Raw genomic sequence first — 25,425 nt, 5'->3', positions numbered from 1 at the left:
CCCTTCCATTTCTGCAGGAGTATTCGATGTCTTCCTTCGATTTCGATCTTTTCGTCATTGGCGGTGGTTCCGGTGGCGTACGCGGCGCGCGCGTCGCCGCGTCCCTCGGGAAGAAGGTCGGCATCGCGGAGGAATATCGTTATGGCGGCACCTGCGTTATCCGCGGCTGCGTTCCGAAGAAGCTCTTCGTCTATGCTTCGCAGTACAGCGAGCATTTTGAGGATGCGGCGGGATTCGGCTGGACGGTAGGCGAAAGCACCTTCGACTGGAAGAAGCTGATCGAAGCGAAGGATAAAGAAATCGCCCGCCTGGAAGGGCTCTATCGCAAGGGGCTCGACAATGCCAAGGCCGAGATCTTCGATACTCGCGCCGAGCTGGTGGATGCCCATACGATCCGTCTGCTGAAAACAGGCAGAACCGTCACCGCCGAAACGATCGTTGTCGCCACCGGCGGTACGCCGAACCTCCATGCGGCGCTGCCCGGCCACGAACTCTGCATCTCTTCCAACGAGGCTTTCCACCTGGAGGAGCTGCCGAAGTCCATCCTGATCGCCGGCGGCGGCTATATCGCCGTGGAATTCGCCAACATCTTCCACGGGCTCGGTGTCGAGACGACGTTGATCTATCGCGGCGCCGAGATCCTTTCGCGCTTCGACCAGGACCTGCGCAAGGGCCTGCATGAGGCAATGGAGGCCAAGGGCATTCGCATCCTCTGCCATGACATCATCGAGAGCGTGACGAAGACGGACGATGGCCTGAGCGTTCTGACGAAGAACGACAAGCGGCTGACGGTGGACACGGTGATGCTGGCGCTCGGCCGCACGCCGAACACGAAGAATATCGGGCTCGAAGCTGCCGGCGTAGCGATCAACGAACTCGGCGCCATCATCGTCGACGAATATTCGCGGACATCGGTGCCGAACATCTATGCGCTTGGCGATGTCACCGATCGGGTACAATTGACGCCGGTGGCGATCCACGAGGCAATGTGCTTCATCGAAACCGTCTACAAGAACAATCCGACCCGTCCGGATCATGAACTGATCCCGACTGCCGTTTTCTCGCAGCCGGAGATCGGCACGGTGGGCCTGACTGAAGAGGAAGCCGCCAAGCGTTATCCGGAACTCGAAGTCTATCGCGCCCAGTTCCGGCCGATGAAGGCGACCTTGTCGGGTCGTAGTGAGAAGATGATCATGAAGCTGATCGTCAATGCCGCCGACCGCAAGGTGATCGGAGCGCATATTCTCGGCCATGACGCCGGCGAGATGGCGCAGTTGCTTGGCATTCCCGTGAAAGCCGGCTGCACCAAGGAAGATTTCGACCGCACCATGGCCGTTCACCCGACGGCCTCCGAAGAGCTGGTGACGATGTACACGCCAAGCTATCGCATCCGCAACGGCGAGCGCGTATAAGGAATAGGCTAGTAATTCCACGGTGCATAAAAGACCTCTCGAAGAGATGGTTCGCCTTTGCAAGCGGCGGGCAAAGGTTTATAAGCGCGCGTTATTTATGGCGACGGGACACTTGGCGAAGACCGGGTGCGGAAACAGGTGAGTGAGATGGCAGACAATTGGACACCGAGCAGTTGGCGGCAAAAACCGATCCAGCAGGTGCCGGAATATCCGGATCAGGCAGCGCTGGAGGCTACCGAAGCGCAGCTTGCAAGCTATCCGCCGCTCGTTTTTGCCGGTGAAGCTCGTCGTCTGAAGGCGCATCTTGCCAACGTCGCCGAAGGCAATGGTTTTCTGCTGCAGGGTGGTGACTGCGCCGAAAGCTTCGCTGAGCATGGCGCCGACACGATCCGCGACTTCTTCCGTGCCTTCCTGCAGATGGCCGTCGTCCTCACGTTTGGTGCGCAACTGCCTGTCGTGAAGGTCGGCCGCATTGCCGGTCAGTTTGCCAAGCCGCGGTCTTCGAACATCGAAACGCAGAATGGTGTTTCGCTGCCGAGCTATCGCGGCGACATCATCAACGGCATCGAGTTCACCGAAGAAGCGCGTATCCCCAATCCGGATCGTCAGATGATGGCCTACCGCCAGTCTGCCGCGACGCTGAATCTGCTGCGTGCTTTTGCCATGGGCGGCTACGCCAACCTGGAAAACGTGCAGAAGTGGATGCTCGGCTTCGTCAAGGACAGCCCGCAGGGCGAGCGCTATCGCAAGCTTGCCGATCGTATCGGCGAGACCATGGATTTCATGAGAGCGATCGGCATCACGGCCGAGAGCAATGCGAGCCTGCGCGAGACCGATTTCTTCACCAGCCATGAGGCGCTGCTTCTGGGCTATGAAGAAGCCTTCACCCGCGTCGATTCCACGACTGGCGACTGGTATGCGACCTCGGGCCATATGCTCTGGATTGGCGACCGCACGCGCCAGGCCGATCATGCCCATGTCGAGTATTTCCGTGGCATCAAGAACCCGATCGGTCTGAAGTGCGGTCCTTCGCTGCAGGCGGACGATCTCATCAACCTGATCGATGTTCTGAACCCGCAGAACGAAGCCGGCCGCCTGACGCTGATCTGCCGCTTCGGCCACGACAAGGTTGCCGACAACCTGCCGCGCCTCATCCGTGCCGTCGAGCGCGAGGGCCGCAAAGTCGTATGGTCCTGCGATCCGATGCACGGCAATACGATCACGCTCAACAACTACAAGACGCGTCCGTTCGAACGCATCCTGTCGGAAGTGGAAAGCTTCTTCCAAATCCATCGCGCCGAAGGCACGCATCCGGGCGGCATCCACATCGAGATGACCGGCAAGGATGTGACCGAATGCACGGGCGGCGCCCGCGCCGTCGGCGCCGAGGATCTTCAGGATCGTTACCACACCCATTGCGACCCGCGTCTCAATGCCGACCAGGCGCTCGAGCTGGCGTTCCTGCTCGCCGAACGCATGAAGGGCGGCCGCGACGAAAAGCGTCTGCGCGCGCACGGCTGATCGAAGCTGTAAAATCATCATCTGCGAAAAGGGTCGGTTACGCCGGCCCTTTTCTTTTGTGCTCTTGCAATCAATCTCGCTGAATCCTGCTTCATTTCTTTGCATTTGACGAGAACGTCATCATCGTCAAACTTGCTGAAAAAGAGAAGGATCAGCATGAACGACGATCACACCGGTGCCTGCCTTTGCGGCAGCGTACGTTTCAAGACACATGGCCCATTGCGGGAGGTGGTCGGCTGCCACTGCTCGCAATGCCGCAAGCAGACGGGGCTCTATTACGCGGCGACTAATGTCCCCCTCGACAACATCACGATCGAAGGCGAAGACGCGATCACATGGTACCGCGCCAGCTCCTTTGCCCGTCGCGGTTTCTGCCGAACCTGCGGTTCGGCGCTTTTCTGGGTAGCTGACGAGGCCAAGGAAATCTCGATCATGGCCGGCCTCTTCGACAGCCCTAGCGATCTGAAACTGGCCTATCATATCTACTGCGCCGACAAGGGCGATTTTTACGAGATCGACGATGGATTGCCGCAATACAGACAGGGCCGGCCGGGATTGCTGACGGCGGGGCCTTCGGATTAGGTTCTTGTCGGCTGGCGCGACACTTCCAAAGCCTCGCAACTACCGCCTCGACGGGCGATCCGACTATCTGCTGCCCGAGGTCAGCCAGCTTAGACGATCGACCCGCCGCTACTCTTGTCTTCGATCCTACTGCTCAGCCGTGCGAATTCCTCGCGCAAGGCGGATAGTTCCGTCAGAACGTGCAGGTCGATCTTCTGATGCAGGGAGAGAACTTCCAGTTCCGCCTTGAGATTGACTTCGTAGTCCTTTGCGGCCTCGAAGCGGTCGCGTTCGGCCTGGCGGTTCTGGGACATCATGATGATCGGGGCCTGGATCGCGGCGAGCATGGAGAGGACGAGGTTGAGGAAAATGAAGGGATAGGGGTCGAAGGCGCGGGTCATCAGCACGATGGTGTTGACGACGCACCAGACGACGAGGAACGCCAGGAAGGCGAGTATGAAAGACCAGGAGCCGCCGACGCGGGCAATGCTGTCGGCGAGGCGTGCGCCCGTGGATGCCTCGGCAGAAAAGGCGGCGTTGATGTCGGTGGAAACGATTTTCCGCTCATGCGCCTTTTTCAATACACGCTTTTCGATCTCGCCGAGTTCCTCGGCCGTTTTGTCGAAATGCTGATGAACGAAATTGGGTAGATTATACATGGGAACGCTCCGAAGACTTGGTCGCTTTGGCCGCAAGTATTCGACTGCCCGATGGAATTGCAATGCAAAAAGGGTTGCAGTGTAGAGCGGTTCAGCGTTTCACGGAATCGCTCTCATCCGAGAGGATCGCTTTTGGACGTACCAACAAGCTTGACTAAGACGGATACTTCGCACTTTTCCTGGAATTGCTCTAACTGCCCTGGCTGACCAGCCAGGCATTTGATGGGAAGAAGCGGTCGAGCCCATATTCATGTCCGAACATCATGTCATGCTGTAGAGAGCGGTAGTCGCGTATCAGCGGATCGAGGTTTTGCTCTTTGCGAGCCCAATCCGGAAACGCCTGATTGTCGCGCGTCGCGAGCTGATAGCGATCGATGATGGTGTATTTCTTCTGCAAGCGGCCGAGAAAGCCGGTGTAGAAAGGATGCTCGTAGCCGGCGGTCTTCAGGATATGATAGGGCAGTTGCGACGGGCTGATCGTTCCAACATCCCTGCGCACGCCCTTTTTGCTCGACCAGATGACCAGCGGTGTTTCATGCTGCCGCTTCATCACATCGAGCGACGCTTTTCGGGTCGCCACCTGTTCGGGCATGTAATTCGTATCCGGATAGACCGTGCCAAGCGGCGGCAGATGATCGCCCCAGAGGACGATAATCGTCTCGCGATCGCGCTTCGAAGCCCAATCCATCAGCGTTTTCAAGCTCTGGTCGGCTTCCCGAACGCCTTGCGCATAGGTCGCGAGCGTGTCGCGATCGGCGTCGCTCAGATCGCCTTTGATATCGACCGTATTCTCGGCGTAGCGATGCGCATCATAGGGACCGTGACCCTGCAGGGTGACGGCGAAGAAGAAAAACGGCCGCTCCATGGCGTCGCCCTCGCGCATGATCTCCTTCATCAGCGAGTCGTCGGAGGCAAAAAGGCCGCGTTTTTCCATAGGCGGCATGGTCTCCTCGGTGCGGAACTCCTCGAAACCAAAAGCCTTGTAGACTTCGTTGCGGTTCCAGAACCAGCCGCTGAACGGATGGATGGAACGCGCTGCATAGCCTTCGCCGCGGAAGAAGGTGGCAAGTGAGGGCATCGGCCGGCGGACATATTGCTGATAGGGAATGCTGCCATAGGGCAGGAAGGCGTTGGAGAAGCCGGTCAGTGCCTCGAACTCGACATTGGCGGTCATGCCGCCGAATTCGGGAGAGAAGACATAGCCCGACTGCGCCGCGCGGATGTTCGGCATGGGATCGGGCGTGAAGGTCAGATTGGAAAGCCTTGTCGGATCCCAAAAAGACTCGCTCATCAGCATGATGATGTCGGGCTTTTCGCGTGGGCCGGAAAGATAGCCATAATTGCGGGCGGGTATGGCGTCGATCGCATTTTGTCCATATCCGCCAGGCGCTTTGACGTCCGCCATCGGCAGATTGAGCGAGAAGGCGATGATGAAGCCGTTGTAAGCGTAATTTTCCTTCTGATCCCAGACGATGGGGATGATGCGCAGTTTTTCGCGGATGAACGAATTTTGCGTCGGATCCATCTGCGAGACGAAGACGGTCATGAGCGGCAGGCAGACGGAGAGCCGCGCAACCCTCTCATTGCGCGAAAGCGCTGTCGCATGTCGCCAGGCGTAGCGCCAGAGGAAGGCGAGCGCGACAATCGAGGCGATGACGCCGACAGCGACCGCAACCGCGGTCCACGGGCGCTCGCGCACGATCACCGGCATGAGTTCCAGGATCTGGTGCGCAAAAAGGAAATCCGAAGGATAGAGGGGATCGGAAAGATAATACTGTTTCTGGTTGGAGATAAGGGCCGGAACCAGCACCAGAGGCACAACCACCAAGATCGATGGATGCGCGCGGCCGAACACGGCGTCAAGCGCCAGCATCAGGAGCATGACGATGCCGATCGTGGTGAAGCCGGGATGAATAGGCGAATCGAAATAGCCGGGAAGATCCGTCAGCTCACCACGCGCAATCCACTCGACGGCGATGACGGTGAAGAGCGCAAGCAGGAAGGTCAGCGCAAGGCTCTGAAGCTGGCGTAAAACCGTCGATCGTCGGCTCGTCGCACCAAGCTTTTGCAGAATGGCAAATCTGCCAGCCAACACGGAACTGGGGATCAAGGCGACCAACGGCCCTCTCCAATTGTTACAAAACCGTCACATAATTGTCGCCTCTCTGTCATGAATGGCGGCTGAACCGCAAGGCTTACTTAGTATTTTTTGGTGGCGAAATATGTCCTCTAAGAGCAGCGCCATCTTTGGCGCTTGAAGAGGGCCGAAGGCTGTTGCGGAACGGGGTGGCGCTCGCTAAATATATGGCATGACAGAACAAAGCCCCATCACCCAGACCATCCGCATCGCTGTCGCGCAACTCAACCCGACAGTCGGCGATGTCTCCGGCAACCTTGCCAAGGCGCGGGAAGCGCGGGCCGAGGCGGCGCGCGAGGGCGCGCAGCTCGTGTTGCTGACGGAGCTGTTCATCTCCGGTTATCCGCCGGAGGATCTGGTGTTGAAACCGGCCTTTATCCGCGCCTGCCGGAAAGCTGTGGAGAGCCTTGCTGCGGATACTGTCGATGGCGGCCCGGGCGTTGTCATCGGCTTTCCCCGCCAGGACGACACCGGTCGCTACAATTCGGTCGCTGTGCTCGACGGCGGCAAGATCATCTTCATCAGAGACAAGGTCGATCTGCCGAACTATGGCGAGTTCGACGAGAAGCGGGTCTTCGATGAAGGTACCGTTGCGGGGCCGGTCAATTTTCGGGGTGTTCGCATCGGTATCCCCATTTGCGAGGAAATCTGGAACGATCTCGGCATCTGCGAAACGCTAGCCGAAAGCGGGGCGGAAATTCTTCTGGTTCCGAACGGCTCGCCCTACTATCGCGGCAAGGTCGATGTCCGTCACCAGGTCGCGTTACGGCAAGTGATCGAGTCGGGTTTGCCGCTCATCTTTGCGGCCCAGGTTGGCGGTCAGGACGAACTGGTTTTCGACGGTGCAAGCTTCGGCTTCAACGCCGACAAAACTCTGGCCTTCCAGATGAGCCAGTTCGAAACCGCGTTGGCGGTGACGAGCTGGAAGAAGAACGGCAATGGCTGGCATTGCGCCGAGGGTCCGATGGCGCATATTCCGGAAGGCGAGGAGGCAGATTATCGCGCCTGCCTGCTGGGTTTCCGCGACTATGTGAACAAGAACGGCTTCAAATCGGTCGTGCTTGGTCTTTCCGGCGGCATCGACTCGGCGATCTGCGCTGCGATTGCCGTCGATGCGCTGGGCGAGGAGCGCGTGCGTACCGTCATGCTGCCCTACCGTTATACATCGGAAGATTCCCTGAAGGATGCGGCCGATTGCGCCAAGGCACTCGGCTGCCGCTACGACATCGTGCCGATCGAGGAGCCGGTGACCGGCTTCACCTCGGCGCTTTCCGATCTATTCGAAGGGACCGACAGCGGCATTACCGAGGAAAATCTGCAGAGCCGTGCCCGCGGCACCATTCTCATGGCGATTTCCAACAAATTCGGCTCGATGGTGGTGACCACGGGCAACAAGTCGGAAATGTCTGTTGGATATGCCACGCTCTATGGCGACATGAACGGCGGCTTCAATCCGATCAAGGATCTCTACAAGATGCAGGTCTATGCGCTGTCGCGCTGGCGCAATCTGCATGTGCCGCCGGGAGCGCTTGGCCCATCGGGCGAGGTGATCCCGTTCAACATCATCGACAAGGCGCCGTCTGCCGAGCTGCGGCCGAACCAGACGGACCAGGATTCGCTGCCGCCCTATCCGGTGCTCGACGACATCCTCGAGTGCCTGGTGGAAAAGGAAATGGCGGTCGAGGAGATCGTTGCGCGCGGGCATGACGTCGCAACCGTCCACCGCGTCGAGCATCTGCTTTATCTCGCCGAATACAAGCGCCGCCAGTCGGCACCGGGCGTGAAGATCACCAAGAAGAATTTCGGTCGCGATCGGCGCTATCCGATCACCAACCGGTTCCGCGATCGTTGATCGCAACGCCCGTGGCGAATGGAGAGGCAATGCGCAGCTCGGTCGAGATCTACAATATCCGCACCGGTGAAAACCGCGTCGTCTGGCAGACCGAGCGGCTGGTCGAGGCGCCGAACTTTTCGCCGGATGGGCGCCACCTCCTGCTGAACGGCGATGGCCTGCTTTATCGGCTTCCGCTAGACGGCAAGGCCGAGGCCGTTCAGGTCGATACCGGTTTCGCGACGCTCTGCAACAACGATCACGGCATATCGCCCGACGGTTCGCTGATCGTCATTTCCGACAAGACGGAACACGGCAAGTCTTGCATCTATGTGCTGCCGGCCGAAGGCGGTACGCCGCGACAGGTAACGCGCAATTTGCCCTCCTATTGGCATGGCTGGTCGCCCGATGGGCGGCGGTTTTCCTATTGCGGCATTCGTGACGATATCTTCGATATCTATACGATCTCGATCGACGGCGGCGAAGAGACACGGCTGACGCATGGCGAGGGACGCAATGACGGCCCTGACTATTCCGCCGATGGGCAATGGATCTATTTCAACTCCAGCCGCACTGGTCTGATGCAGATATGGCGCATCCATCCCGATGGGACCGGGCTACAACAGATCACCAACGACAACTACGGTAACTGGTTCGCCCATCCGTCGCCGAAGAACGATAAGGTCGTGCTGATCTCCTACGATCCAGATGTCTTCGACCATCCGCGCGATCTCCATGTCCGGCTGCGGCTGATGGATATGGATGGCGGCAATCTGACGACGCTGTTCGAGCTCTTCGGCGGGCAGGGGACGATCAATGTGCCGAACTGGGCGCCCAATGGCGATGAGTTCGCCTATGTCCGCTACGAGCCGGCCTGATCGCTCTGGACAGGCCAGACGGCTCGCGATAAGTTCCGGATCGTTCGCAGGGCGCATCCGATCCGCGGGAAGGGCAAGGCCCACCTGATGTATAGAACGTAAGACTGCCACACCTCTTTTCAGTCTGTGGGCGCGGATACCGGACGTGAATGAAAGGAGGTCTTTCGTGACCACGCGCTCTCTGGCGGGCAATGCCACCGTCGATTCCCTGAAAAAACAGGCCAAGGCTTTTCTGAAAGCCGTTCATTCCGGTGATTCATCGGCACGCAGTCGCGTCGCACCGTATTTCGCCGATGCGCTCGAAGTCGGGCTTCAGGACATCCAGCTTGTTCTTGCCCGCGAATATGGCTTCTCAAGCTGGACGAAACTCAAGGCGCATCTGGAAGGCGCCAATCGCGAGCAAACTCCCCTAGATCAGCTTGCCAATCAATTCCTGTCGCTGGCGACGGTTTCCTATTTCTCCCATGTTCCGGCAGATCCGGCACGCTTCGAGGAGGCGCTGCAATTGCTGGAGGCTCATCCTGAAATTACCGGGGACAGCATCTACATTGCCGCGGCGCTTGGCGACGCCGCCGGTGTGGCGCGCTGGCTCGATCGCCAGCCACAGCTTCTCGATCGGAAAGGCGGGCCTTACGATTGGCCGCCCTTGCTCTATGCCGCCTATGCTCGTTTGCCCGGTCGGTCCAGCTTGTCGGCGGCGCGAGTCCTTGTCGAGCGTGGGGCCGGTCCCGACGCCTTCTTCCTCGACGGCGGCCAATATCGCTTCACGGCGTTGACCGGCGTCTTCGGAGAGGGCGAAGCCGGCAAGGTCCGGCAGCCGCCACACCCTGATTGGGAGGCTTTCGCGCGCCTATTGCTCGACGCCGGCGCGGAAGTGAATGACAGCCAGGCGCTCTATAACCGGATGTTCGAGCCCGACAATTCCTGCCTGGAATTGCTGCTTGAATACGGGCTTTCCGCCGCCGACAAGAACAATTGGCTGGTGCGCGAAGACGGTCTGATGGTGGCGAATTCGCAGACGGTGTTCGACTATCAACTGGCTTGGGCCTGTGAAAAGCGCATGGGCGCGCGCGTCAGGCTGCTGGTCGAGAATGGGGCTGACGTCAACAAGCCGGTCAATGGCCGAACGCCCTTCGAATGGGCGCGGATCGGTGACGACAAGGATCTTGCGCTATACCTTGTACAGAAGGGCGCTGTTGCCGTTCGCTTGAAGCAGGAGGATTGGCTTTACCTTCAAATAATGACCGGCGAAATATCGATTGACCAAATGAGACGAATGGTGCCGGACCTCGACATTCCCGCGGCGATGCGGCGAACCCACCCAGCAATGCTGCACGAAGCTGCGGCGGACAATGCCTTCGAGCCCGTCCGCCGCATGCTGGCGCTCGGCCTCGACGTCAACGCCATGACCAGCCGCACGCCGCTGCATGAGGCTGCCTTGCATGGCCACATCGATATGGCGAAGCTGCTGATCGAGCATGGGGCCGACACCTCCATCCGCGATGCCTATTACTATTCACCGCCGATCGATTGGGCGGAGTATAACGGCAAGGAGGAGATGGTTGAATTCTTGAAGACACAACCACTCGATATCTTTGCCGCGGCTGCCTTTGGCCAAGTTGAGCGATTGGCCGCATATCTGAATACGCATCCTGACCGGATGAACATCCGCTTCGGCGATTTCCGTCCACACGGACAGGCGAGCGCAGAGCGCGACTGGTTGACGCCGCTCGGCTTTGCGATCCGCAATGCTCAAGTCGATGCGATGCGCCTTCTGCTGGAGCGCGGCGCGGATCGTTCGGTGAGGGATGCATCCGGCCGCTCATACAGGGATCTAGCGCGGGAGACAGGCAATGAGGCGATCGTCTCGCTGCTCAAAGCGCCTATTGTGCCGGTTGAGGACCAGCCGCCTTTGGATGTTTGAGATCGAGGCTGCCCTGGTCGGTCGCGAGGAATTGCGGCCCGACCTGGCGCACCTTGTTTGCTGAGGGATCGTAAGGCCGGTCCGCTGGCATTTGTCTGGGCTGAATTTGGGTAATCGACGGTGCCGGTGTCGCCGGCATCTGCCGTTGTGGGAGTGTCGCGTCTGTCCGGGGCTTCTGCGTCTCGATGGTCGTCACCGAGCTTTCCGGTTCCGCCAGCGACTGTTCTTGTGGCGCATAGGGTTCCGGCTTCAGTCGGGTATTGATAACAGTGTCCGGCTGGGCCGACGCCGGGGCGTTGCAGCCCTGCCGTTGCATGGCAATGAGCAATTGCCGACGCTGTGCCCTTTCAGCGTCGATCCGGGTCAAGCTCAGCTCACGTTCATCCATCAGTGAACCCAGGTCCTGCTCCATGCGGTCCAGCGAGTTCTCCATTTCATCGCAGTCGCCGCTATCGCCTGAGCCGCCGATATTCACCATGCTGCTGTCGTAAGAGCAGCCCTGAATACGCATATCGCTCTTGAGCCGGCGGATCATGGTATTTTGTTGGGCGATGGCGCGCGAAAGCTGCCGTGTCTCAGTGCTGGCGCCGACGACTTCCGTGATATTAGCATACCGGCCATGCAGTTCGTCGCAGATGGTATTCGTCTGTGCAAAAGCCGGCGATGCAGCCAGCAGGGACAGTAAAAGACAAGAGACGTAATTTCTGCCGCGGTTCACGATTTTGCTCTTCGAAAGCGGTTCGACTTTGAAAAACGATACAGCGTGGAGCTTAACAACAAACCTATCAGAAATACGGTTCGGGTGGGAAAATTCTTGCGAAATGATCGCGGATGCGGCTCAGGCCGCCACTTGTCACCGCCTGGTGAGATCGCCGGGCTGTAGTTGAATCCGGCCGCCAATAGCTCGTCGGGGCCGCCTCAGAGGACGGCCGCGACGAGCTATTCGCTCAATTCGGCTGAGAAGCCTCGACCACAGCAAGGGCCGCCATGTTGACGACGCCGCGCGACGTGACGGAGGGCGACAGGATGTGCGCCGGAAGCGCCGTGCCGAGCAGGATCGGGCCGACATGCAGGCCATCGGTCATGGTCTTGACCACACCAAGCGTGATGTTGGCCGCGTCAAGATTTGGGAAGACGAGCAGGTTCGCTTCGCCGGAAAGCGTGCTGTCGGGCATGACGTGGCGGCGCAGGCTTTCGGAAATAGCGCTGTCGCCGTGCATTTCGCCGTCGACTTCCAGCTCCGGTGCCATCTCGCGGACAAGCGCCAGCGCCATGCGCATCTTGGTTGCGCTTTCCGACTCCCGCGAACCGAAGTTCGAATGCGAAACGAGGGCGGCGCGGGGCGAGATGCCGAAACGTTTGATTTCTTCGGCCGCCAGCACCGTTGACTCGGCGATCTCCTCCGCATTCGGATTAAAGTTGACATAGGTGTCGGTGTAGAACGTCGCGCCACGCTGCGAGATCAGCAGGCTGAGCGCCGAGAAGTCGCGAACATCGGAGCGTTTGCCGATGATCTGGCGGACGATGCGCAGATGGCGCTCGTAACGGCCTTCGAGGCCGCAGATCAGCGCGTCGGCTTCGCCGCGCTTTACTGCCAGGGCGCCGATGACCGTGGTGTTGGTGCGTACGATCGTTCGCGCCGCTTCCGGAATGACGCCGCTGCGGCCGACAAGCGAGAAGTAGAGGTCGACATATTCGCGGAAGCGCGGATCGTCTTCCGGATTGATGACGGCGAAATCGGTGTTCGGCCGGATCTTCAAGCCATAGCGCTTCAGACGGGTCTCGATAACGGAGGGACGTCCAATGAGGATCGGAGCAGCGGTGCCCTCTTCGAGAAGAACCTGGGCAGCGCGCAGTACGCGCTCATCCTCGCCTTCGGAGAAGACGACGCGCTTGCGCTCTGCGATCTTCGCGGCGGCGAAGATCGGCTTCATGATGAAGCCCGAGCGGAAGACGAAGCGGTTGAGTTCGTCCATATAGGCGTCGAAGTCGGCGATGGGGCGCAGGGCCACGCCGCTTTCGGCCGCAGCTCTCGCAACGGCAGGCGCAATGCGCAGGATCAGACGCGGATCGAAGGGCGAGGGGATCAGATAATTCGGCCCGAAGACCGGCGTTTCGCCGCTATAGGCGCGGGCGGCGACATCGGACGGCTCCTCGCGGGCAAGCGAGGCGATGGCGCGCACTGCGGCCATCTTCATTTCCTCATTGATCGTCTTGGCGCCGCAATCGAGCGCCCCCCGGAAGATGTAGGGGAAACAGAGGACGTTGTTGACCTGGTTCGGAAAATCCGAGCGGCCGGTGCAGATCATCGCGTCCGGCCGGGCGGCACGGGCGAGATCCGGCATGATTTCGGGTGTCGGATTGGCGAGCGCCATGATCAGCGGCTTTTCCGCCATCTGCTCCAGCAGCTCGGGCTTCAGCACGCCGGCGGCGGAGAGGCCCAGAAAGACGTCGGCGCCGGGGATCGACTCGGCAAGCACGCGCTTGTCGCTCTTCTGCGCGTAGATGGACTTCCATTCGTCCATCAGCTCGGTACGGCCCTCATAGACGAGGCCCTCGATATCGTGGACCCAGATGTTTTCGCGCTTGGCGCCAAGGATGACCAGCAGGTTGAGGCAGGCGAGCGCGGCGGCGCCAGCGCCCGAGGCGACGATCTTGACCTCCTCGATCTTCTTCCCGGCCAATTCCAGCCCGTTGAGAATAGCGGCGGCAACGATGATGGCAGTGCCGTGCTGGTCGTCGTGGAAGACCGGGATTTCCATCTTCTCACGCAGGCGACGTTCAACGTCGAAGCACTCGGGCGCCTTGATGTCCTCGAGATTGATGCCGCCGAAGGTCGGCTCCAGCGCCGAAATCGTGCTGACCATCTCATCGACGGTAGGCGCGGCGATTTCGACGTCGAAGACGTCGATGCCGGCAAATTTCTTGAAGAGTACGGCCTTGCCTTCCATCACCGGCTTGGAGGCAAGCGGACCGATATTGCCGAGACCGAGGACGGCCGAACCATTGGATATGACCGCGACGAGATTGCCGCGCGAGGTGTAGTCGAAAGCCGTTTCCGGATTGTCGCGGATGGCAAGGCAGGGCGCGGCAACGCCGGGAGAATAGGCAAGCGCCAGGTCACGCTGGTTGCCGAGCGGCTTCGTCGCCTGGATTTCCAGCTTGCCGGGGCGGGGATAGCGATGAAAGAAGAGAGCCTGTTCGTCGAGATTGCCGCTCGCCATGTTCTTGGCTGCCTTCGATGTGTCGTGCGTATCCATCACGCTTCTCCGTTTCTGCTTGCGCACTCGCGCTTTTTGAGTCCCTGCATACATCAATCACTCAGGGTGCACAGTATGCAATTGACGCAGAGGAAAGGTTTTTTGCAGCGCCGTTTTCACAATTGTTTTTCTTGTCCCGCAACGGTGACATTCGAGCCCGATGGTAAGCGAAAAGTGAATGCGTCATAAGGGGTTCATGGCGTGAGCCTATGAGGGCAAAAAACAGAGGAGCCCTCATGACCCTCATCGCTTCCCACCGCGGCGGTTCGCATCTTTGGCCCGAAAACACCCGGCTCGCCTTTTCCGAAACCGCTAAACTCGATGTCGATCTCGTCGAATTCGACGTGCATCAGACGCGTGACGACAAGCTCGTCGTCCATCACGACGCGCTGATCGACCGCATGACGGGCGGCAAGGGCGCGATCGCCGATTTAAGCTATGACGAACTGATGCGCCATATCGTCATCGGCAGCGGCGGCGAGACCATCCCGACACTTGCCGAAACCATCGACATCTTCGGGCCGTCCGCGGTCGACCTTCGGCTGGAGATCAAGACGAGGCTGGACGGCAAACCCTATGCCGGCATGGAAGGCCGTATTGCGGACGAGTTGCTGGCGACCGACATGCTGAAGCGGACAATGGTGACCAGTTTCGCGCTCCCGCGCCTGGAAGCCTTCAGTGCCGCGCTTGAGGAGCGTGGCCTGAATGTCGGCGAGCTTCTCGGCCTCATCTTTCTCTGTTCGCCGCAGACAGCCGCGCAAATCGGCTGGAGAGGTATTCTTGCCGCGCTTGGCCGGTTTGGCGTCCACGAGATTGCCTTGCGGGCCGACACCATCGATGCCGAAGTGATGGACCTTTTTCGGAAAAGCGGCGTGACGGTGCATGGCTGGGCGGCGCATACGAGTGAAGCGGCAAGGGCGATGTTTCGCCTCGGCGTCGCAAGTTTCACAACCGATCGGCCGGATCTCGCCATAGCTGCAAAGCGCGGCTGATCGTCCGCAACAGGCCTCTAGCACAGGATTTGTCATCATCCTGAAACACGAGTCTGATTTTGGAATAGCCAACGTAGGATAGGGCACGGACATTGAGTTCGTGAATGAAAACATGAATGTCAGGCGGTTTCGAACGCTATTCATTTCTGACGTGCACCTGGGCTCGAAAGCAGCCAAGGCGGACTATCTGATCGATTTTCTGCGTCATCACGAAGCGGACACCATCTTCCTTGTCGGTGATATCGTTGACGGCTGGCGGCTGAAGCGCACTTGGTACTGGCCGCAAGATTGCAACGACGTGGTGCAGAAACTGCTGCGCAAGGCGCGCAAGGGCACCCGCATCGTCTATATCCCCGGCAATCACGACGAATTCCTGCGTGATTTCCCCGGCATGCATTTCGGCGGCATCGAAGTGGCCGAGCGGGCGATCCACGAGACCGCCGACGGCAAGAAGTATCTCGTCCTGCATGGCGACGAATTCGACGTCGTCGTTCGCAACGCGCGCCTGCTCGCCTATCTCGGCGATTGGGCCTACGATATGGCCATCCTGATCAATGTCGGCCTTGCCGCCGTTCGCCGCCGCCTGAACATGCCCTATTGGTCGTTCTCGGCCTGGGCGAAGCTTCAGGTCAAGCATGCGGTCAATTTCATCGGCGAGTTCCAGCGTGTCGTGGTCGAAGAGGCCAAGCGCAACGATGCCGACGGCGTCATCTGTGGCCACATCCATCATGCCGTCATCGAGGACTTCGATGGCATCCGCTACATCAACACAGGCGACTGGGTCGAAAGCTGCACGGCGATCGCCGAGCATGAAGACGGCACGTTCGAGCTGATCACCTGGCAGTCGATCACCGAGGCACAGCCGGTCAGCGCCGCCGTCGAGGACGTGTCGGAAGCGCTCGGGGCACAGGCGGCGTAATTTGCGCCGCTTCACGGGTCCGATAACGGCCCGTCACAATTCTTGATCGCTGCAATCTGACGACAGCCTCATATTTTATCCGAAACGTTTCGGTTCGGCTATTTCTCGCCATAGTCGTATTCACGATGGAGTGATAGGGAACAATCAGTTTCCCTTCAGGTCTGTCATGATTCCCGCGACAAAATCTCTCCCGGGCGAGGGCGCGCCTCCGCATTTTCGTCTGCGCACCGCCTTGTCCTATTGTGCTCCGTTGCTCGTCAACGGCATTGCTCTGCCGTTTTTCCCGGTTTGGCTGACGGGACTGAATTTCGGTGACCGCGAGATCGGTCTTATCCTCGCCGTGCCGATGGTGGTGCGCGTTCTCGTCGTGCCCATTGTCGGAATACTTGCCGATCGCGTGGATGAACGCGCGAACGTGTTGTTCTGGTCGGGCGCATTGTCACTGCTGACGGCGATCGCGCTTTATTGGACGAATGATTTCTGGCCGGTGTTGCTGGTCTACGCCATTCAGGGGGCGACATACGCGCCTTACGTCCCTGTCGTAGAATCGATTGCCATTTCCGGCGTGCGGCGCTGGGGGTTCGATTATGGATCGATGCGCGTCTGGGGATCGATCGCCTTCATCTTCTCGACCCTTATCGGCGGTCAGATGATCGGCAAATGGGGTGCCACCATGGTTCTGCCCACCATGGTCGGGGGCTTCTTCCTGACAACCATGATGGCTTTCTTCTGTCCGCGCATCGGGCCGACACGCCGGCGCAATCAGCCGATCAACCTGCAGGCGCCGACCGGCGGTGGGCTGCGCTCGCCGCAATTGCTGATCACCATGATCGGTGTGTCGATACAGCAGTCGAGCCATGCCGTGATGTACACGTTTGCATCGATCTATTGGCGCAAACTCGGTTTTTCAGGCACGGAGATCGCCATCCTCTGGAGCGCAGGGGTAACGGCGGAGGTCATGGTTTTCTTCCTGTCGAAAACACTGAGCCGTCGCTTCAGTGCCTGGACGCTGATTTTCTTCGGTTCGAGCGTGTGCGTCCTGCGCTGGATACTGTTTCCGATCAATCTCGGTTTCGCCGGCTATCTCGTGCTGCAATGTCTTCACTCCTGCACCTATGCCTGCGTCCACACCGGCATACAGCGCCGCATCGTTGCTTCGGTGCGGGAAACTCAGGAAGCATCGGCCCAGGGCTCCTATTTCTTTTATAACGGCATGTTCCTCGGGCTGATGACCCTGGCGTCCGGCTATCTTTACGCGTGGCTCGGTCCTTCCAGCTACTATGTCATGGCCGGTGTTGCCGCCTTCGGCCTCGCTATGGTGATCCTTGCCCGCAATCTTCAACCGCGCAGTTCCGCGTTTGGCGAAAGGGCGGGCGAGGCCTCCTGAGGCCGTGCGAAACGAATTCATTTGGATATCAAAATGCTATGGCCTATTTTGACATCGGCTTGGCATGGAAATCGCGTATGCACTCGGATATTAACCATTTGCGTCGAGCTGGGATTCCTGAGTCGGCGATTGTGACGCAAGACCTGAAAGACGCATGAGTTTGAAAGCAGCCGAACAGAAACCCGATGCACCAAGGATCGATGACGAGCCCGATGGCAACGGGCATCGCTATCGGCTGGAAGGCAATTGGCGCAGCGCCAATGTGCATGGCGTGCTGCGGCAGATCGATCAGCTTACGAAACAGCGCGGCGGCTATCAGGTGGTGATCGATCTTTCCGATCTCTCCGATGTCGATACCGCCGGTGCGCTACTGATCCGGCGCCTGAAGGAGAGCCAGGAAGGGCATGGCGCCAGCGTCAGGATCGAGGGCTCAAACCCCCATATCGATGAGCTGTTGACCGCCTTTACCGAGGAACCGGACAAAGAGGTCGCGGAGCCCAAGCCGAGGAAATCCTTGGCGGAACGGTTTTTTGCGCCGATCGGCGAAAGCGTCTACGAAATCTGGGGCAACCTCATCGCGGCCATGTACATTCTCGGTTCGGCGGTGCGCGGCGCGCAGCTCAAGTTTGGGCGCGGCAGCGGTGTGTCGCCCGCTTCGATCGTCAATCAGATCGACCACATGGCGGTGCGCGCCGTGCCGATCATCCTGCTGATGTCTTTTCTGATCGGCGCCATCATCGCGCAGCAGGGCGCATTCCAGCTTCGCTATTTCGGCGCCGAAATCTTCGTCGTCGATCTCGTCGGCATCCTGCAATTGCGTGAAATCGGCGTGCTTCTGACCGCCATCATGATCGCCGGCCGTTCGGGCAGCGCCATTACTGCCGAAATCGGATCGATGAAGATGCGCGAAGAAGTCGATGCGCTGAAGGTCATGGGTCTCAATCCGGTCGGCGTTCTGATCTTCCCGCGATTGGTGGCGTTGACCGTCGCGCTGCCCTTGCTGACGATCATTGCAAACTTCGCCTCGCTTGGCGGTGCGGCGGTGGTTGCCTGGGCCTATTCCGGTATCACCTTCGCCACTTTCGTTTCGCGCCTGCACGAAGCAATCAGTCTCTCCACCGTCATCTCGGGCATGATCAAGGCGCCGTTCATGGCGCTCGTCATCGGCATCGTTGCTGCGGTCGAAGGGCTGAAGGTGGGTGGCAGCGCCGAGTCTCTCGGTCAGCATGTGACGCAGTCCGTTGTGAAATCGATTTTCGTGGTGATCCTCATGGACGGGCTTTTTGCCATGTTCTATGCAGCGATCGATTTCTGAGGGTTGCCAAGGATGAGCGCGCTTCACTCGGAAATCCCGATGGATAAGGATGAGCAAGGCAGAGACGTCGTGCTATCGGCACGGGATGTCACCGTCGCTTTCGGATCGAAAGTGGTGCTCGATAAATTGAACCTGAATATTTACCGCGGCGAAATTCTGGGCTTCGTCGGCGCTTCCGGTGCGGGCAAATCGGTGCTGCTGCGCACGGTATTGCGACTGCTGCCGCGCCGTTCCGGCGTCATCGAGATTCTCGGCGAAGATTACGACAAGCTCTCGGAGCCGGAACGCAACGGGCTCGATATGCGCCTGGGCGTGCTTTTCCAGCAGGGGGCATTGTTTTCTTCCCTGACCGTGAAGGAAAACATTCAGGTGCCGATGCGGGAATATCTCGATCTGCCGCAGGCGCTGATGGACGAGCTGGCGCATCTGAAAATCCGGATGGTAGGGCTCGCCGCCGATGCCGCCGACAAATACCCGTCCGAGCTTTCCGGCGGCATGATCAAACGTGCCGCCCTCGCCAGGGCCTTGGCGCTCGATCCCGACCTCGTTTTCCTGGATGAGCCGACCTCCGGCCTCGATCCGATCGGCGCGGCGGAGTTCGACGAGCTGATTGCCAAGCTGCGGGATACGCTTGGCCTCACCGTCTATATGGTGACCCACGACCTCGACAGCCTTTTTTCCGTCTGCGACCGTATTGCCGTTCTCGGACAGAAACGGGTATTGGTGGAGGGTACGGTTGAGGACATGCTGGCCTGTGATGACCCATGGGTGCAGTCCTATTTCCGAGGCAAACGTGCGCGATCAATCGTGCCGCGGGAGGACATCGGGCATCGCAACGACGACAATGGCGCAGGCGCCCACAGCCGCGGGAAGTGACTAGAGACTATGGAAACCAAAGCCAATTATACGATCGTCGGGTTCTTTACGCTGCTGGTTATCGCGGCTGCCTTCGGCTTTGTCTATTGGATGGCGGAATATGGCCGCGGCGGTCCAATGGCCGAGCTGGTCGTTCGCATTCCCGGTTCGGCAAACGGCCTCAGCGTCGGCTCGCCCGTGCGCTTTAACGGCATTCAGGTCGGCTCGGTACAAGGGCTTTCGATCGATGCCGATGATCCGAACTATTCGCTGGCCTTTACCGAGGTGCGCGCCGACGCACCGGTTTATACGTCCACCAAGGCCATTCTAGAAATCCAGGGCCTGACGGGTGCCGCCTATATCGAGCTTTCGGGCGGCCGCAAGGGTGACGAGAACATCCTCAAGCGCTCGATCGAAACCGGTAAGCGGGCGGTATTGCTCGCCGATCAGTCGAGCGTGACAAACCTTCTCACCACCGCCGACAAGATCTTGAACCGCGCCAACGACACGATCGGCGACATACAGGGTTTCATCACTGATTCCCGCGGGCCGCTGACCGATACGGTGCGCAACGCCCAGAAGTTCTCCAAGGCGCTGGCTGACAATTCCGACAATATCGACAAATTCCTCGCCAGCGTCGGACAGCTCTCCGATACCATCAAGAGCGTGTCGCCACGCGTCGAATCGACGCTGGATGCGGTCGAGAAGCTGGTGCGCGCGGTCGATGCCAACAAGATCAACGATGTCGTCAACAATGCCGACAAGATCACCGCCAATGTGGCTGACGCGACGACCGATCTGAAGGCGACGATCGCCTCCTTCAAGCAGACGGCCGATACCTACACCACCTTCGGTCAGAACGCGCAAAAGACCCTCGACCGCGTCGACGCGATCGTGGCGCAGATCGATCCGAACAAGGTGAAGGGGTCGATGGACGATATCGCAGAGGTGACCAAGGACGCCCGGAAGGCCGTCATATCCATTCGCGATGTCGCCAATTCGGTGGCGGCCCATCAGCAAGATATCGACGTGACGATCGCCAATGCCAAGGATATTTCCAACAAGCTGAATTCCGCCTCCAACAAGGTCGACGGCATTCTTACCAAGGTCGATTCGCTGCTCGGCTCCGGTGATACGAAGTCGCTGTTTGCGGAAGCCAGGGACACGCTCCAGTCCTTCAAGACGATGGCGGACAATCTCAACGCCCGGATCGGGCCTATCGCCGATAACCTGCAGAAATTTTCGAGTGGCGGCCTGCGCGACGTGCAGTCTCTCATCAATGATATGCGAGGCACGGTTGACAATCTTAATAACACAATCACTAACTTTGACCGCAATCCGCAGCGCCTGATTTTCGGCGGCGATACCGTCAAGCAATATGATGGCCGGGCGCGGCGTTGATGAATAGCGATTTTTGGGCTGCAGGGGACAGGCGGAATATGGTCGGTTGCGTTTCGCGTGAGCGTCATCATGTGTACCGGAGGGCGGCTTTTATTCTGCCATTGCTTGCAGCCTTGCTGAGCGGCTGCGGCTCTGCCGCAGTCAACGACACATATGATCTCTCCGCTTCGGTCAAGGCGAGCGGCCCCTCGGTCAAGAGCCGGCAAATTCTGATACCGCAGCCGACGGCGCTGCAGGCGCTTGACAGCAACCAGATCGTCATCCGCGTTTCGCCGTCGGAAATCCAGTATCTCAGCAAGTCGCAGTGGAGCGACAAGCTGACCCGGATAGTGCAGTCGAAGCTGGTCGAAGCCTTCGAAAATACCGGCAAGCTCGGCGGCGTCGGCGTGCCGGGGCAGGGGCTGGCGATCGATTATCAGATTGTCACGGACATCCGCTCCTTCGAGATCGATACGGCGCCGGGCCAGAAATCGGCAAGTGTCGAAATTTCGGTCAAAATCCTCAATGACCGCTCGGGCACGGTCAAGACGCAGAGTGTCTTCCGCAAAGTCGTGCCCGTCAGCGGCGGCAGCAATACCGATTTCGTTCGAGGGCTCGACACGGCCTTTGCGGGCGTGACGGCAGAGATCGTCGATTGGACGCTACGCTCCATTTAGGGCAGCTCCGGTACGGCAAAAGCCGTTTTCCTGCCGAGAACAAAAGACGGTGCGGTTCTCCGTTCGGTAAAAGGTAGAACCGTCCGCTGTCTATCGTTCCATCAGGGACTTCAACGTGCCCAGATCCTTCTGTATATGCGCTGCGTCTGCGGCGAATTGCTCATCAGTCATCCCCGGCAGCTTCAGCAGCAAGAACATGACCTCGCAGCCATCGCCATTCGGTGCGACCCGAAGCGCGTTATGGACCTTCAGGCCGGATTCGATCGTCACGGTATGATCGATGACGCCGAATTCGTTGCGAGGCGTGAAACTGACGCGGACAGTGCCGAGAATGCCGTTGGCAACCCAGTCCTCGCCATCCTGCTCCAATCCGGATGCGAGCCCGGAGGCCCAGAGCGGCATGTTCTCTGGACGGCCGGCAAAGCCATAGACTTCCTTCCAATGGCGATCGATGGAGATATGAACGATCCTTGCGGTCATGGTCGACATGGATGCCTCCTCCTGTATATTCGCGTTTGATGAATTGCAGAATTGGGTCGCAGGCGGCTCAATGGAAAGGCTGCAGTTTTGAAGAATCCTGGGGCATTCTTGCACGGTCCTGCAATGGAGACGATTCGAAGCTGGCAAAGGCTTGCCGTTTCACGCCCGGAGTGCAACAACATCGGACTAACGCCTGACCCGAAAATCGGAGTCGATTTCCGGGTTATGTGTCATTTCAAAGTGTTACTGCGTCTCAAGGTCGTGCAGCGCAGTAAGCAGCCCATTGGAGGATTGTCGTGGAAAAGGCAGAAATCGGACTGATCGGTCTCGCTGTCATGGGATCGAATCTGGCGCTCAACATTGCCGAAAAGGGCAATAAAATCGCGGTATTCAACCGCACGCCGCAAGTGACGGATGAGTTCTATGCGAACGCCGGTGCGCTGAAAGACAAGATCATTCCCTGCAAGACGATCGAGGAGTTCGTCGACGCGATCCGTCCGCCGCGGCCGATCATCATCATGATCAAGGCCGGCGAGCCGGTCGACCAGCAGATGGCGGCGTTGCAGCCGCATCTCGACAAGGGCGACATCATGATCGACGCCGGCAATGCCAATTTCCGCGATACGATTGCGCGTTTCGATCGCCTGAAGGATACCGGCCTGACCTTCATCGGCATGGGTGTCTCGGGTGGTGAAGAAGGCGCGCGCCATGGTCCGTCGATCATGGTCGGCGGCACCGAAGAATCCTACAAACGCGTCGAGAAAGTGCTGACGTCGATCGCCGCCAAGTACAAGGACGATCCGTGCGTCGCCTGGCTCGGCAACGATGGTGCCGGTCATTTCGTCAAGACCATCCATAACGGCATCGAATATGCCGACATGCAGATGATCGCCGAAATCTATGGCATCCTGCGCGACGGCCTCGGCAAGAGCGCGGCCGAAATCAGCGACATCTTCGGCGAATGGAACAAGGGCCGGTTGAACTCCTACCTGATCGAGATCACCGAGAAGGTTCTGGCCGCCAAGGACCCGGCGACTGGCAGCGCCATGCCCGATGTCATCCTCGACAAGGCCGGCCAGAAGGGCACCGGCAAGTGGTCGGCAATCGAGGCACAGAACATGGGCATCCCGGCGACCGCCATCGAAGCTGCCGTCGCAGCCCGCAGCCTATCGGCCATCAAGGGTCAGCGCGAAGCCGCTCAGGAGATTTTCGGCACACCGGACTATAAGTTCCCCATCGGCTTTGGTCCCGATTTGCTGAAAGACCTGGAACTGGCCCTCTTCGCCGCCAAGATCGGTGCCTATGCACAGGGCTTTGCCGTGATGGCGGAGGCCTCGAAGGAGTTCAATTGGTCGCTGCCGATGCCGGTCATCGCCAAGATCTGGCGCGCGGGCTGCATCATCCGTTCGCAGTTCCTTGACGAGATCACCAGCGCCTTCACCAAGGCGCCGGATGCAGCCAATCTGATCGTGACGCCGGCCTTCGCCGGCATGGTCAAGGAATCGATCCCGTCGCTGCGCCGCATTGTTTCGGCGGCCACGGCATCCGGCCTGCCGGTTCCGGCGCTGGCCTCGGCGCTGACCTATTTCGATGCCTATCGCCAGGCCCGCGGCACTGCAAACCTCATCCAGGCGCAGCGCGACTTCTTCGGCGCCCACGGCTTCGATCGCGTCGATGGCAAGGACATCCATCACGGCCCTTGGGGCAGCGGCGCGAACGGCTAATCGTACACTTTCGGATTGACGAGACAAAAGGGCCTGCCGGACATCCCGGTGGGCCTTTTTCCTGTCAGCTCTTCGGCCAGACGGGTGGGCTGATGCTTTGCAGCAATTCGGGCTCGACGCCGTCTATGCGCGCTATGACCGCCTTACCCAATTCCCGACCGGCCTGGCGAAAATCCTCGAGGATCGAGATGATTTCCGGGCGTATCCAGCTCAGCACATCAGTCGATTGCTTGGCGACCATATCGATATCGTGGCCGAGGCGAAGACCCGCCGCTTCGAGGCCGGCATTGACGGCGATGGCGCCGGCGCTGCTGGAGCAGACGAAGCCGTCAGGCGCATGCGAGGAGCGCATCAATTCCTCGACAGTATCCTTGATGTCCGCAAGCGCCGTGTCGGTGCTGGCTCTCAGCGGAACCTCCTGGGCGTTGCATTCACGCAGGCCCGTTTGGAAGCCGATCTGGGTGTGCAGGTAGTAGGTGAGCTTGGCCGGCGGCTGCAAAAGCGCGATGCGCCGTCGTCCCCTGCCGACCAGCGCGCGCACCGCTTCGCGTGCGAAAGCTTCGTTGTCGAAGTCGTGAAAGGGATGGGAAATCCCCATATTCGTCCGTCCATGCGTGGCGAAGGGCATCCCGCGCTCATGCATGAGTTCCACACGCGGATCGTCCGGCTCCGTGCGCGATATGATAACGCCATCGGCCGAGCCGGTGTCGAGAATGTAGCGCACGGGGACCAACGGATCCTTGCTGTGCGAGTGCGGCGTAATGACGAGGTGATATTGCGTGCCGGCCAGAACCTCGGAGATGCCGAAGACCATCTGGCTGGTGAAACCCATGATTTCCTCGTCGATGCTAAGGACCAGCGCGATAACGTTGGTCTTGCCGGTCCTCAGGCGCACGCCGGCGCGATTGGGCTGATAACCCAATTGACGGGCGACCATGCGCACCCGCTCCTTGGTTTCGGCGCCAATATCCGGGGCATCCTTTAGGGCACGCGACACGGTGGTTATTCCGAGCCCGGTCATGAAGGCGATCGTTTTGAGCGTCGGTCGTTCGTGCGTCGATTGTGTAGTGCCGCTGCCGGAAATCTTCTTACTGTCCATGTCGTGCAATGCTGCCTCCCGGCCGCCTCCCGCGACCATCCGCTTATATTGCCTGCAGCGGCGCCGCAAGCATATGCGCGATGTGGTCACTCCTCCTCCGTTTCGAAAATCTGTAACGATACAGTAGAAAAGTCGAGCGCTTTTTCTGACGTCGGGGAGGCCGGAATACCCAGTAGTTGAATCCACAGGCTCTGCCAAAAATTTTTGCAATTGCGAAAGGAGTTTAAGAAATCTTAGCGGAAAATTCTCGATATATGATAATTAAATCAAAGATTTGTTGATTAGGATTCAGATGATTTAGCCGGTTGAATTGCCGGACATGTTGGCTTCTTCCGAAATGAGAAATGTAATCTGGAGTCGTATATTTGAATTTGCGAAAAAATTTTGCGGGCGAGCGGTTGCGCGTTTAAAATG

General features: G+C 59.1%; 20 protein-coding genes. 14 read left to right on the top strand and 6 right to left on the bottom strand.

The features are described 5' to 3' along the window. The first annotated feature begins 26 nt into the window (after positions 1-26). From gor to NXC24_RS10865, 3 genes are all read left to right on the top strand, one after another. On the top strand, positions 27-1,412 hold the full coding sequence (gene gor / locus NXC24_RS10875) for a glutathione-disulfide reductase (RefSeq protein ID WP_104823287.1): 1,386 nt from the start codon (positions 27-29) through the stop codon (positions 1,410-1,412). Positions 1,413-1,559: 147 nt separating this feature from the next. Next, a complete protein-coding gene (locus NXC24_RS10870; RefSeq protein WP_104823286.1) occupies positions 1,560-2,933 on the top strand; it encodes a 3-deoxy-7-phosphoheptulonate synthase class II in 1,374 nt (457 codons plus the stop codon). Positions 2,934-3,089: 156 nt separating this feature from the next. Beyond that, positions 3,090-3,515: a GFA family protein gene (locus NXC24_RS10865; protein WP_104823285.1), complete on the top strand. Its 426-nt coding sequence runs from the start codon at positions 3,090-3,092 to the stop codon at positions 3,513-3,515. A gap of 89 nt (positions 3,516-3,604) precedes the next feature. On the opposite strand, the gene NXC24_RS10860 is transcribed toward NXC24_RS10865, so the two are convergent. Together NXC24_RS10860 and NXC24_RS10855 are read right to left on the bottom strand one after the other, a co-directional pair. Further along, positions 3,605-4,153, bottom strand: a complete 549-nt coding sequence (locus tag NXC24_RS10860; RefSeq protein ID WP_104823284.1) for a DUF1003 domain-containing protein — start codon at positions 4,151-4,153, stop codon at positions 3,605-3,607. Between the two features lie 190 nt (positions 4,154-4,343). Beyond that, complete coding sequence (locus NXC24_RS10855) at positions 4,344-6,272, bottom strand: LTA synthase family protein (RefSeq protein ID WP_104823283.1); 1,929 nt, start codon at positions 6,270-6,272, stop codon at positions 4,344-4,346. 190 nt (positions 6,273-6,462) lie between these two features. Between NXC24_RS10855 and NXC24_RS10850 the strand changes: the two genes are divergently transcribed. The 3 genes from NXC24_RS10850 to NXC24_RS10840 all read left to right on the top strand — a co-directional run bounded on the left by NXC24_RS10850 (position 6,463) and on the right by NXC24_RS10840 (position 10,923). Continuing rightward, positions 6,463-8,142 (top strand): NAD+ synthase, encoded by a 1,680-nt coding sequence (locus NXC24_RS10850; RefSeq protein WP_104823282.1) that lies wholly within the window; start codon positions 6,463-6,465, stop codon positions 8,140-8,142. 29 nt (positions 8,143-8,171) lie between these two features. Beyond that, complete coding sequence (locus NXC24_RS10845; protein WP_104823281.1) at positions 8,172-8,999, top strand: TolB family protein; 828 nt, start codon at positions 8,172-8,174, stop codon at positions 8,997-8,999. 166 nt (positions 9,000-9,165) lie between these two features. Continuing rightward, positions 9,166-10,923, top strand: a complete 1,758-nt coding sequence (locus tag NXC24_RS10840) for an ankyrin repeat domain-containing protein (RefSeq protein WP_104823280.1) — start codon at positions 9,166-9,168, stop codon at positions 10,921-10,923. Here NXC24_RS10840 and NXC24_RS10835 read toward each other — a convergent pair. Next, positions 10,883-11,641 (bottom strand): hypothetical protein, encoded by a 759-nt coding sequence (locus NXC24_RS10835; RefSeq protein WP_104823279.1) that lies wholly within the window; start codon positions 11,639-11,641, stop codon positions 10,883-10,885. The genes NXC24_RS10840 and NXC24_RS10835 overlap by 41 nt on opposite strands. Before the next feature lie 229 nt (positions 11,642-11,870). Next, positions 11,871-14,183, bottom strand: coding sequence for an NADP-dependent malic enzyme (locus tag NXC24_RS10830; protein WP_104823278.1), 2,313 nt, complete (start codon positions 14,181-14,183; stop codon positions 11,871-11,873). Positions 14,184-14,419: 236 nt separating this feature from the next. On the opposite strand from NXC24_RS10830, the gene NXC24_RS10825 reads away from it, so the two are divergent. The 7 genes from NXC24_RS10825 (at position 14,420) to NXC24_RS10795 (ending at position 21,708) form a co-directional block, all read left to right on the top strand. Then, entirely contained in the window at positions 14,420-15,175 is a 756-nt protein-coding gene (locus NXC24_RS10825) for a glycerophosphodiester phosphodiesterase family protein (protein ID WP_158704456.1), read from the top strand. Between the two features lie 112 nt (positions 15,176-15,287). Further along, complete coding sequence (locus NXC24_RS10820; protein WP_104823276.1) at positions 15,288-16,094, top strand: UDP-2,3-diacylglucosamine diphosphatase; 807 nt, start codon at positions 15,288-15,290, stop codon at positions 16,092-16,094. Positions 16,095-16,260: 166 nt separating this feature from the next. Further along, complete coding sequence (locus tag NXC24_RS10815) at positions 16,261-17,481, top strand: MFS transporter (RefSeq protein ID WP_104823275.1); 1,221 nt, start codon at positions 16,261-16,263, stop codon at positions 17,479-17,481. A 154-nt stretch (positions 17,482-17,635) separates the two neighbouring features. Continuing rightward, entirely contained in the window at positions 17,636-18,796 is a 1,161-nt protein-coding gene (locus tag NXC24_RS10810; RefSeq protein WP_104823274.1) for an MlaE family lipid ABC transporter permease subunit, read from the top strand. A gap of 12 nt (positions 18,797-18,808) precedes the next feature. Then, on the top strand, positions 18,809-19,672 hold the full coding sequence (locus NXC24_RS10805) for an ATP-binding cassette domain-containing protein (protein WP_104823273.1): 864 nt from the start codon (positions 18,809-18,811) through the stop codon (positions 19,670-19,672). Between the two features lie 9 nt (positions 19,673-19,681). After that, the gene (locus tag NXC24_RS10800) at positions 19,682-21,052 is read left to right on the top strand and encodes an MlaD family protein (protein WP_104823272.1); all 1,371 of its coding nucleotides are present in this window, start codon (positions 19,682-19,684) and stop codon (positions 21,050-21,052) included. 38 nt (positions 21,053-21,090) lie between these two features. Beyond that, a complete protein-coding gene (locus NXC24_RS10795; RefSeq protein ID WP_104823271.1) occupies positions 21,091-21,708 on the top strand; it encodes an ABC-type transport auxiliary lipoprotein family protein in 618 nt (205 codons plus the stop codon). A 90-nt stretch (positions 21,709-21,798) separates the two neighbouring features. Here the strand turns inward: NXC24_RS10795 and NXC24_RS10790 are convergent, their stop codons facing one another. Further along, on the bottom strand, positions 21,799-22,197 hold the full coding sequence (locus NXC24_RS10790) for an SRPBCC family protein (protein ID WP_104823270.1): 399 nt from the start codon (positions 22,195-22,197) through the stop codon (positions 21,799-21,801). Between the two features lie 287 nt (positions 22,198-22,484). Between NXC24_RS10790 and gndA the strand changes: the two genes are divergently transcribed. Continuing rightward, complete coding sequence (gene gndA, locus NXC24_RS10785) at positions 22,485-23,912, top strand: NADP-dependent phosphogluconate dehydrogenase (protein ID WP_104823269.1); 1,428 nt, start codon at positions 22,485-22,487, stop codon at positions 23,910-23,912. Between the two features lie 64 nt (positions 23,913-23,976). Here gndA and NXC24_RS10780 read toward each other — a convergent pair whose 3' ends face one another. Continuing rightward, positions 23,977-25,011 (bottom strand): LacI family transcriptional regulator, encoded by a 1,035-nt coding sequence (locus NXC24_RS10780; RefSeq protein ID WP_104825116.1) that lies wholly within the window; start codon positions 25,009-25,011, stop codon positions 23,977-23,979. Between the last annotated feature and the right edge of the window lie 414 nt (positions 25,012-25,425).

The organism is Rhizobium sp. NXC24 (assembly GCF_002944315.1).
Classification (GTDB): domain Bacteria; phylum Pseudomonadota; class Alphaproteobacteria; order Rhizobiales; family Rhizobiaceae; genus Rhizobium.
This window is presented reverse-complemented; position numbering and strand designations above follow the sequence as displayed.

Excerpts from the sequence above, each read along its gene's own strand:
- NXC24_RS10790 (WP_104823270.1), bottom strand. The coding sequence starts at position 22,197 with ATGTCGACCATGACCGCAAGGATCGTTCATATCTCCATCGATCGCCAT.
- NXC24_RS10820 (WP_104823276.1), top strand. The coding sequence starts at position 15,288 with ATGAATGTCAGGCGGTTTCGAACGCTATTCATTTCTGACGTGCACCTG.
- gor (WP_104823287.1), top strand. The coding sequence starts at position 27 with ATGTCTTCCTTCGATTTCGATCTTTTCGTCATTGGCGGTGGTTCCGGT.
- NXC24_RS10830 (WP_104823278.1), bottom strand. The coding sequence starts at position 14,183 with ATGGATACGCACGACACATCGAAGGCAGCCAAGAACATGGCGAGCGGC.
- NXC24_RS10800 (WP_104823272.1), top strand. The coding sequence starts at position 19,682 with ATGGAAACCAAAGCCAATTATACGATCGTCGGGTTCTTTACGCTGCTG.
- NXC24_RS10815 (WP_104823275.1), top strand. The coding sequence starts at position 16,261 with ATGATTCCCGCGACAAAATCTCTCCCGGGCGAGGGCGCGCCTCCGCAT.
- NXC24_RS10845 (WP_104823281.1), top strand. The coding sequence starts at position 8,172 with ATGCGCAGCTCGGTCGAGATCTACAATATCCGCACCGGTGAAAACCGC.
- NXC24_RS10865 (WP_104823285.1), top strand. The coding sequence starts at position 3,090 with ATGAACGACGATCACACCGGTGCCTGCCTTTGCGGCAGCGTACGTTTC.
- NXC24_RS10780 (WP_104825116.1), bottom strand. The coding sequence starts at position 25,011 with ATGGACAGTAAGAAGATTTCCGGCAGCGGCACTACACAATCGACGCAC.
- NXC24_RS10850 (WP_104823282.1), top strand. The coding sequence starts at position 6,463 with ATGACAGAACAAAGCCCCATCACCCAGACCATCCGCATCGCTGTCGCG.
- NXC24_RS10810 (WP_104823274.1), top strand. The coding sequence starts at position 17,636 with ATGAGTTTGAAAGCAGCCGAACAGAAACCCGATGCACCAAGGATCGAT.
- NXC24_RS10860 (WP_104823284.1), bottom strand. The coding sequence starts at position 4,153 with ATGTATAATCTACCCAATTTCGTTCATCAGCATTTCGACAAAACGGCC.
- NXC24_RS10805 (WP_104823273.1), top strand. The coding sequence starts at position 18,809 with ATGAGCGCGCTTCACTCGGAAATCCCGATGGATAAGGATGAGCAAGGC.
- NXC24_RS10825 (WP_158704456.1), top strand. The coding sequence starts at position 14,420 with ATGACCCTCATCGCTTCCCACCGCGGCGGTTCGCATCTTTGGCCCGAA.
- NXC24_RS10870 (WP_104823286.1), top strand. The coding sequence starts at position 1,560 with ATGGCAGACAATTGGACACCGAGCAGTTGGCGGCAAAAACCGATCCAG.
- NXC24_RS10795 (WP_104823271.1), top strand. The coding sequence starts at position 21,091 with ATGGTCGGTTGCGTTTCGCGTGAGCGTCATCATGTGTACCGGAGGGCG.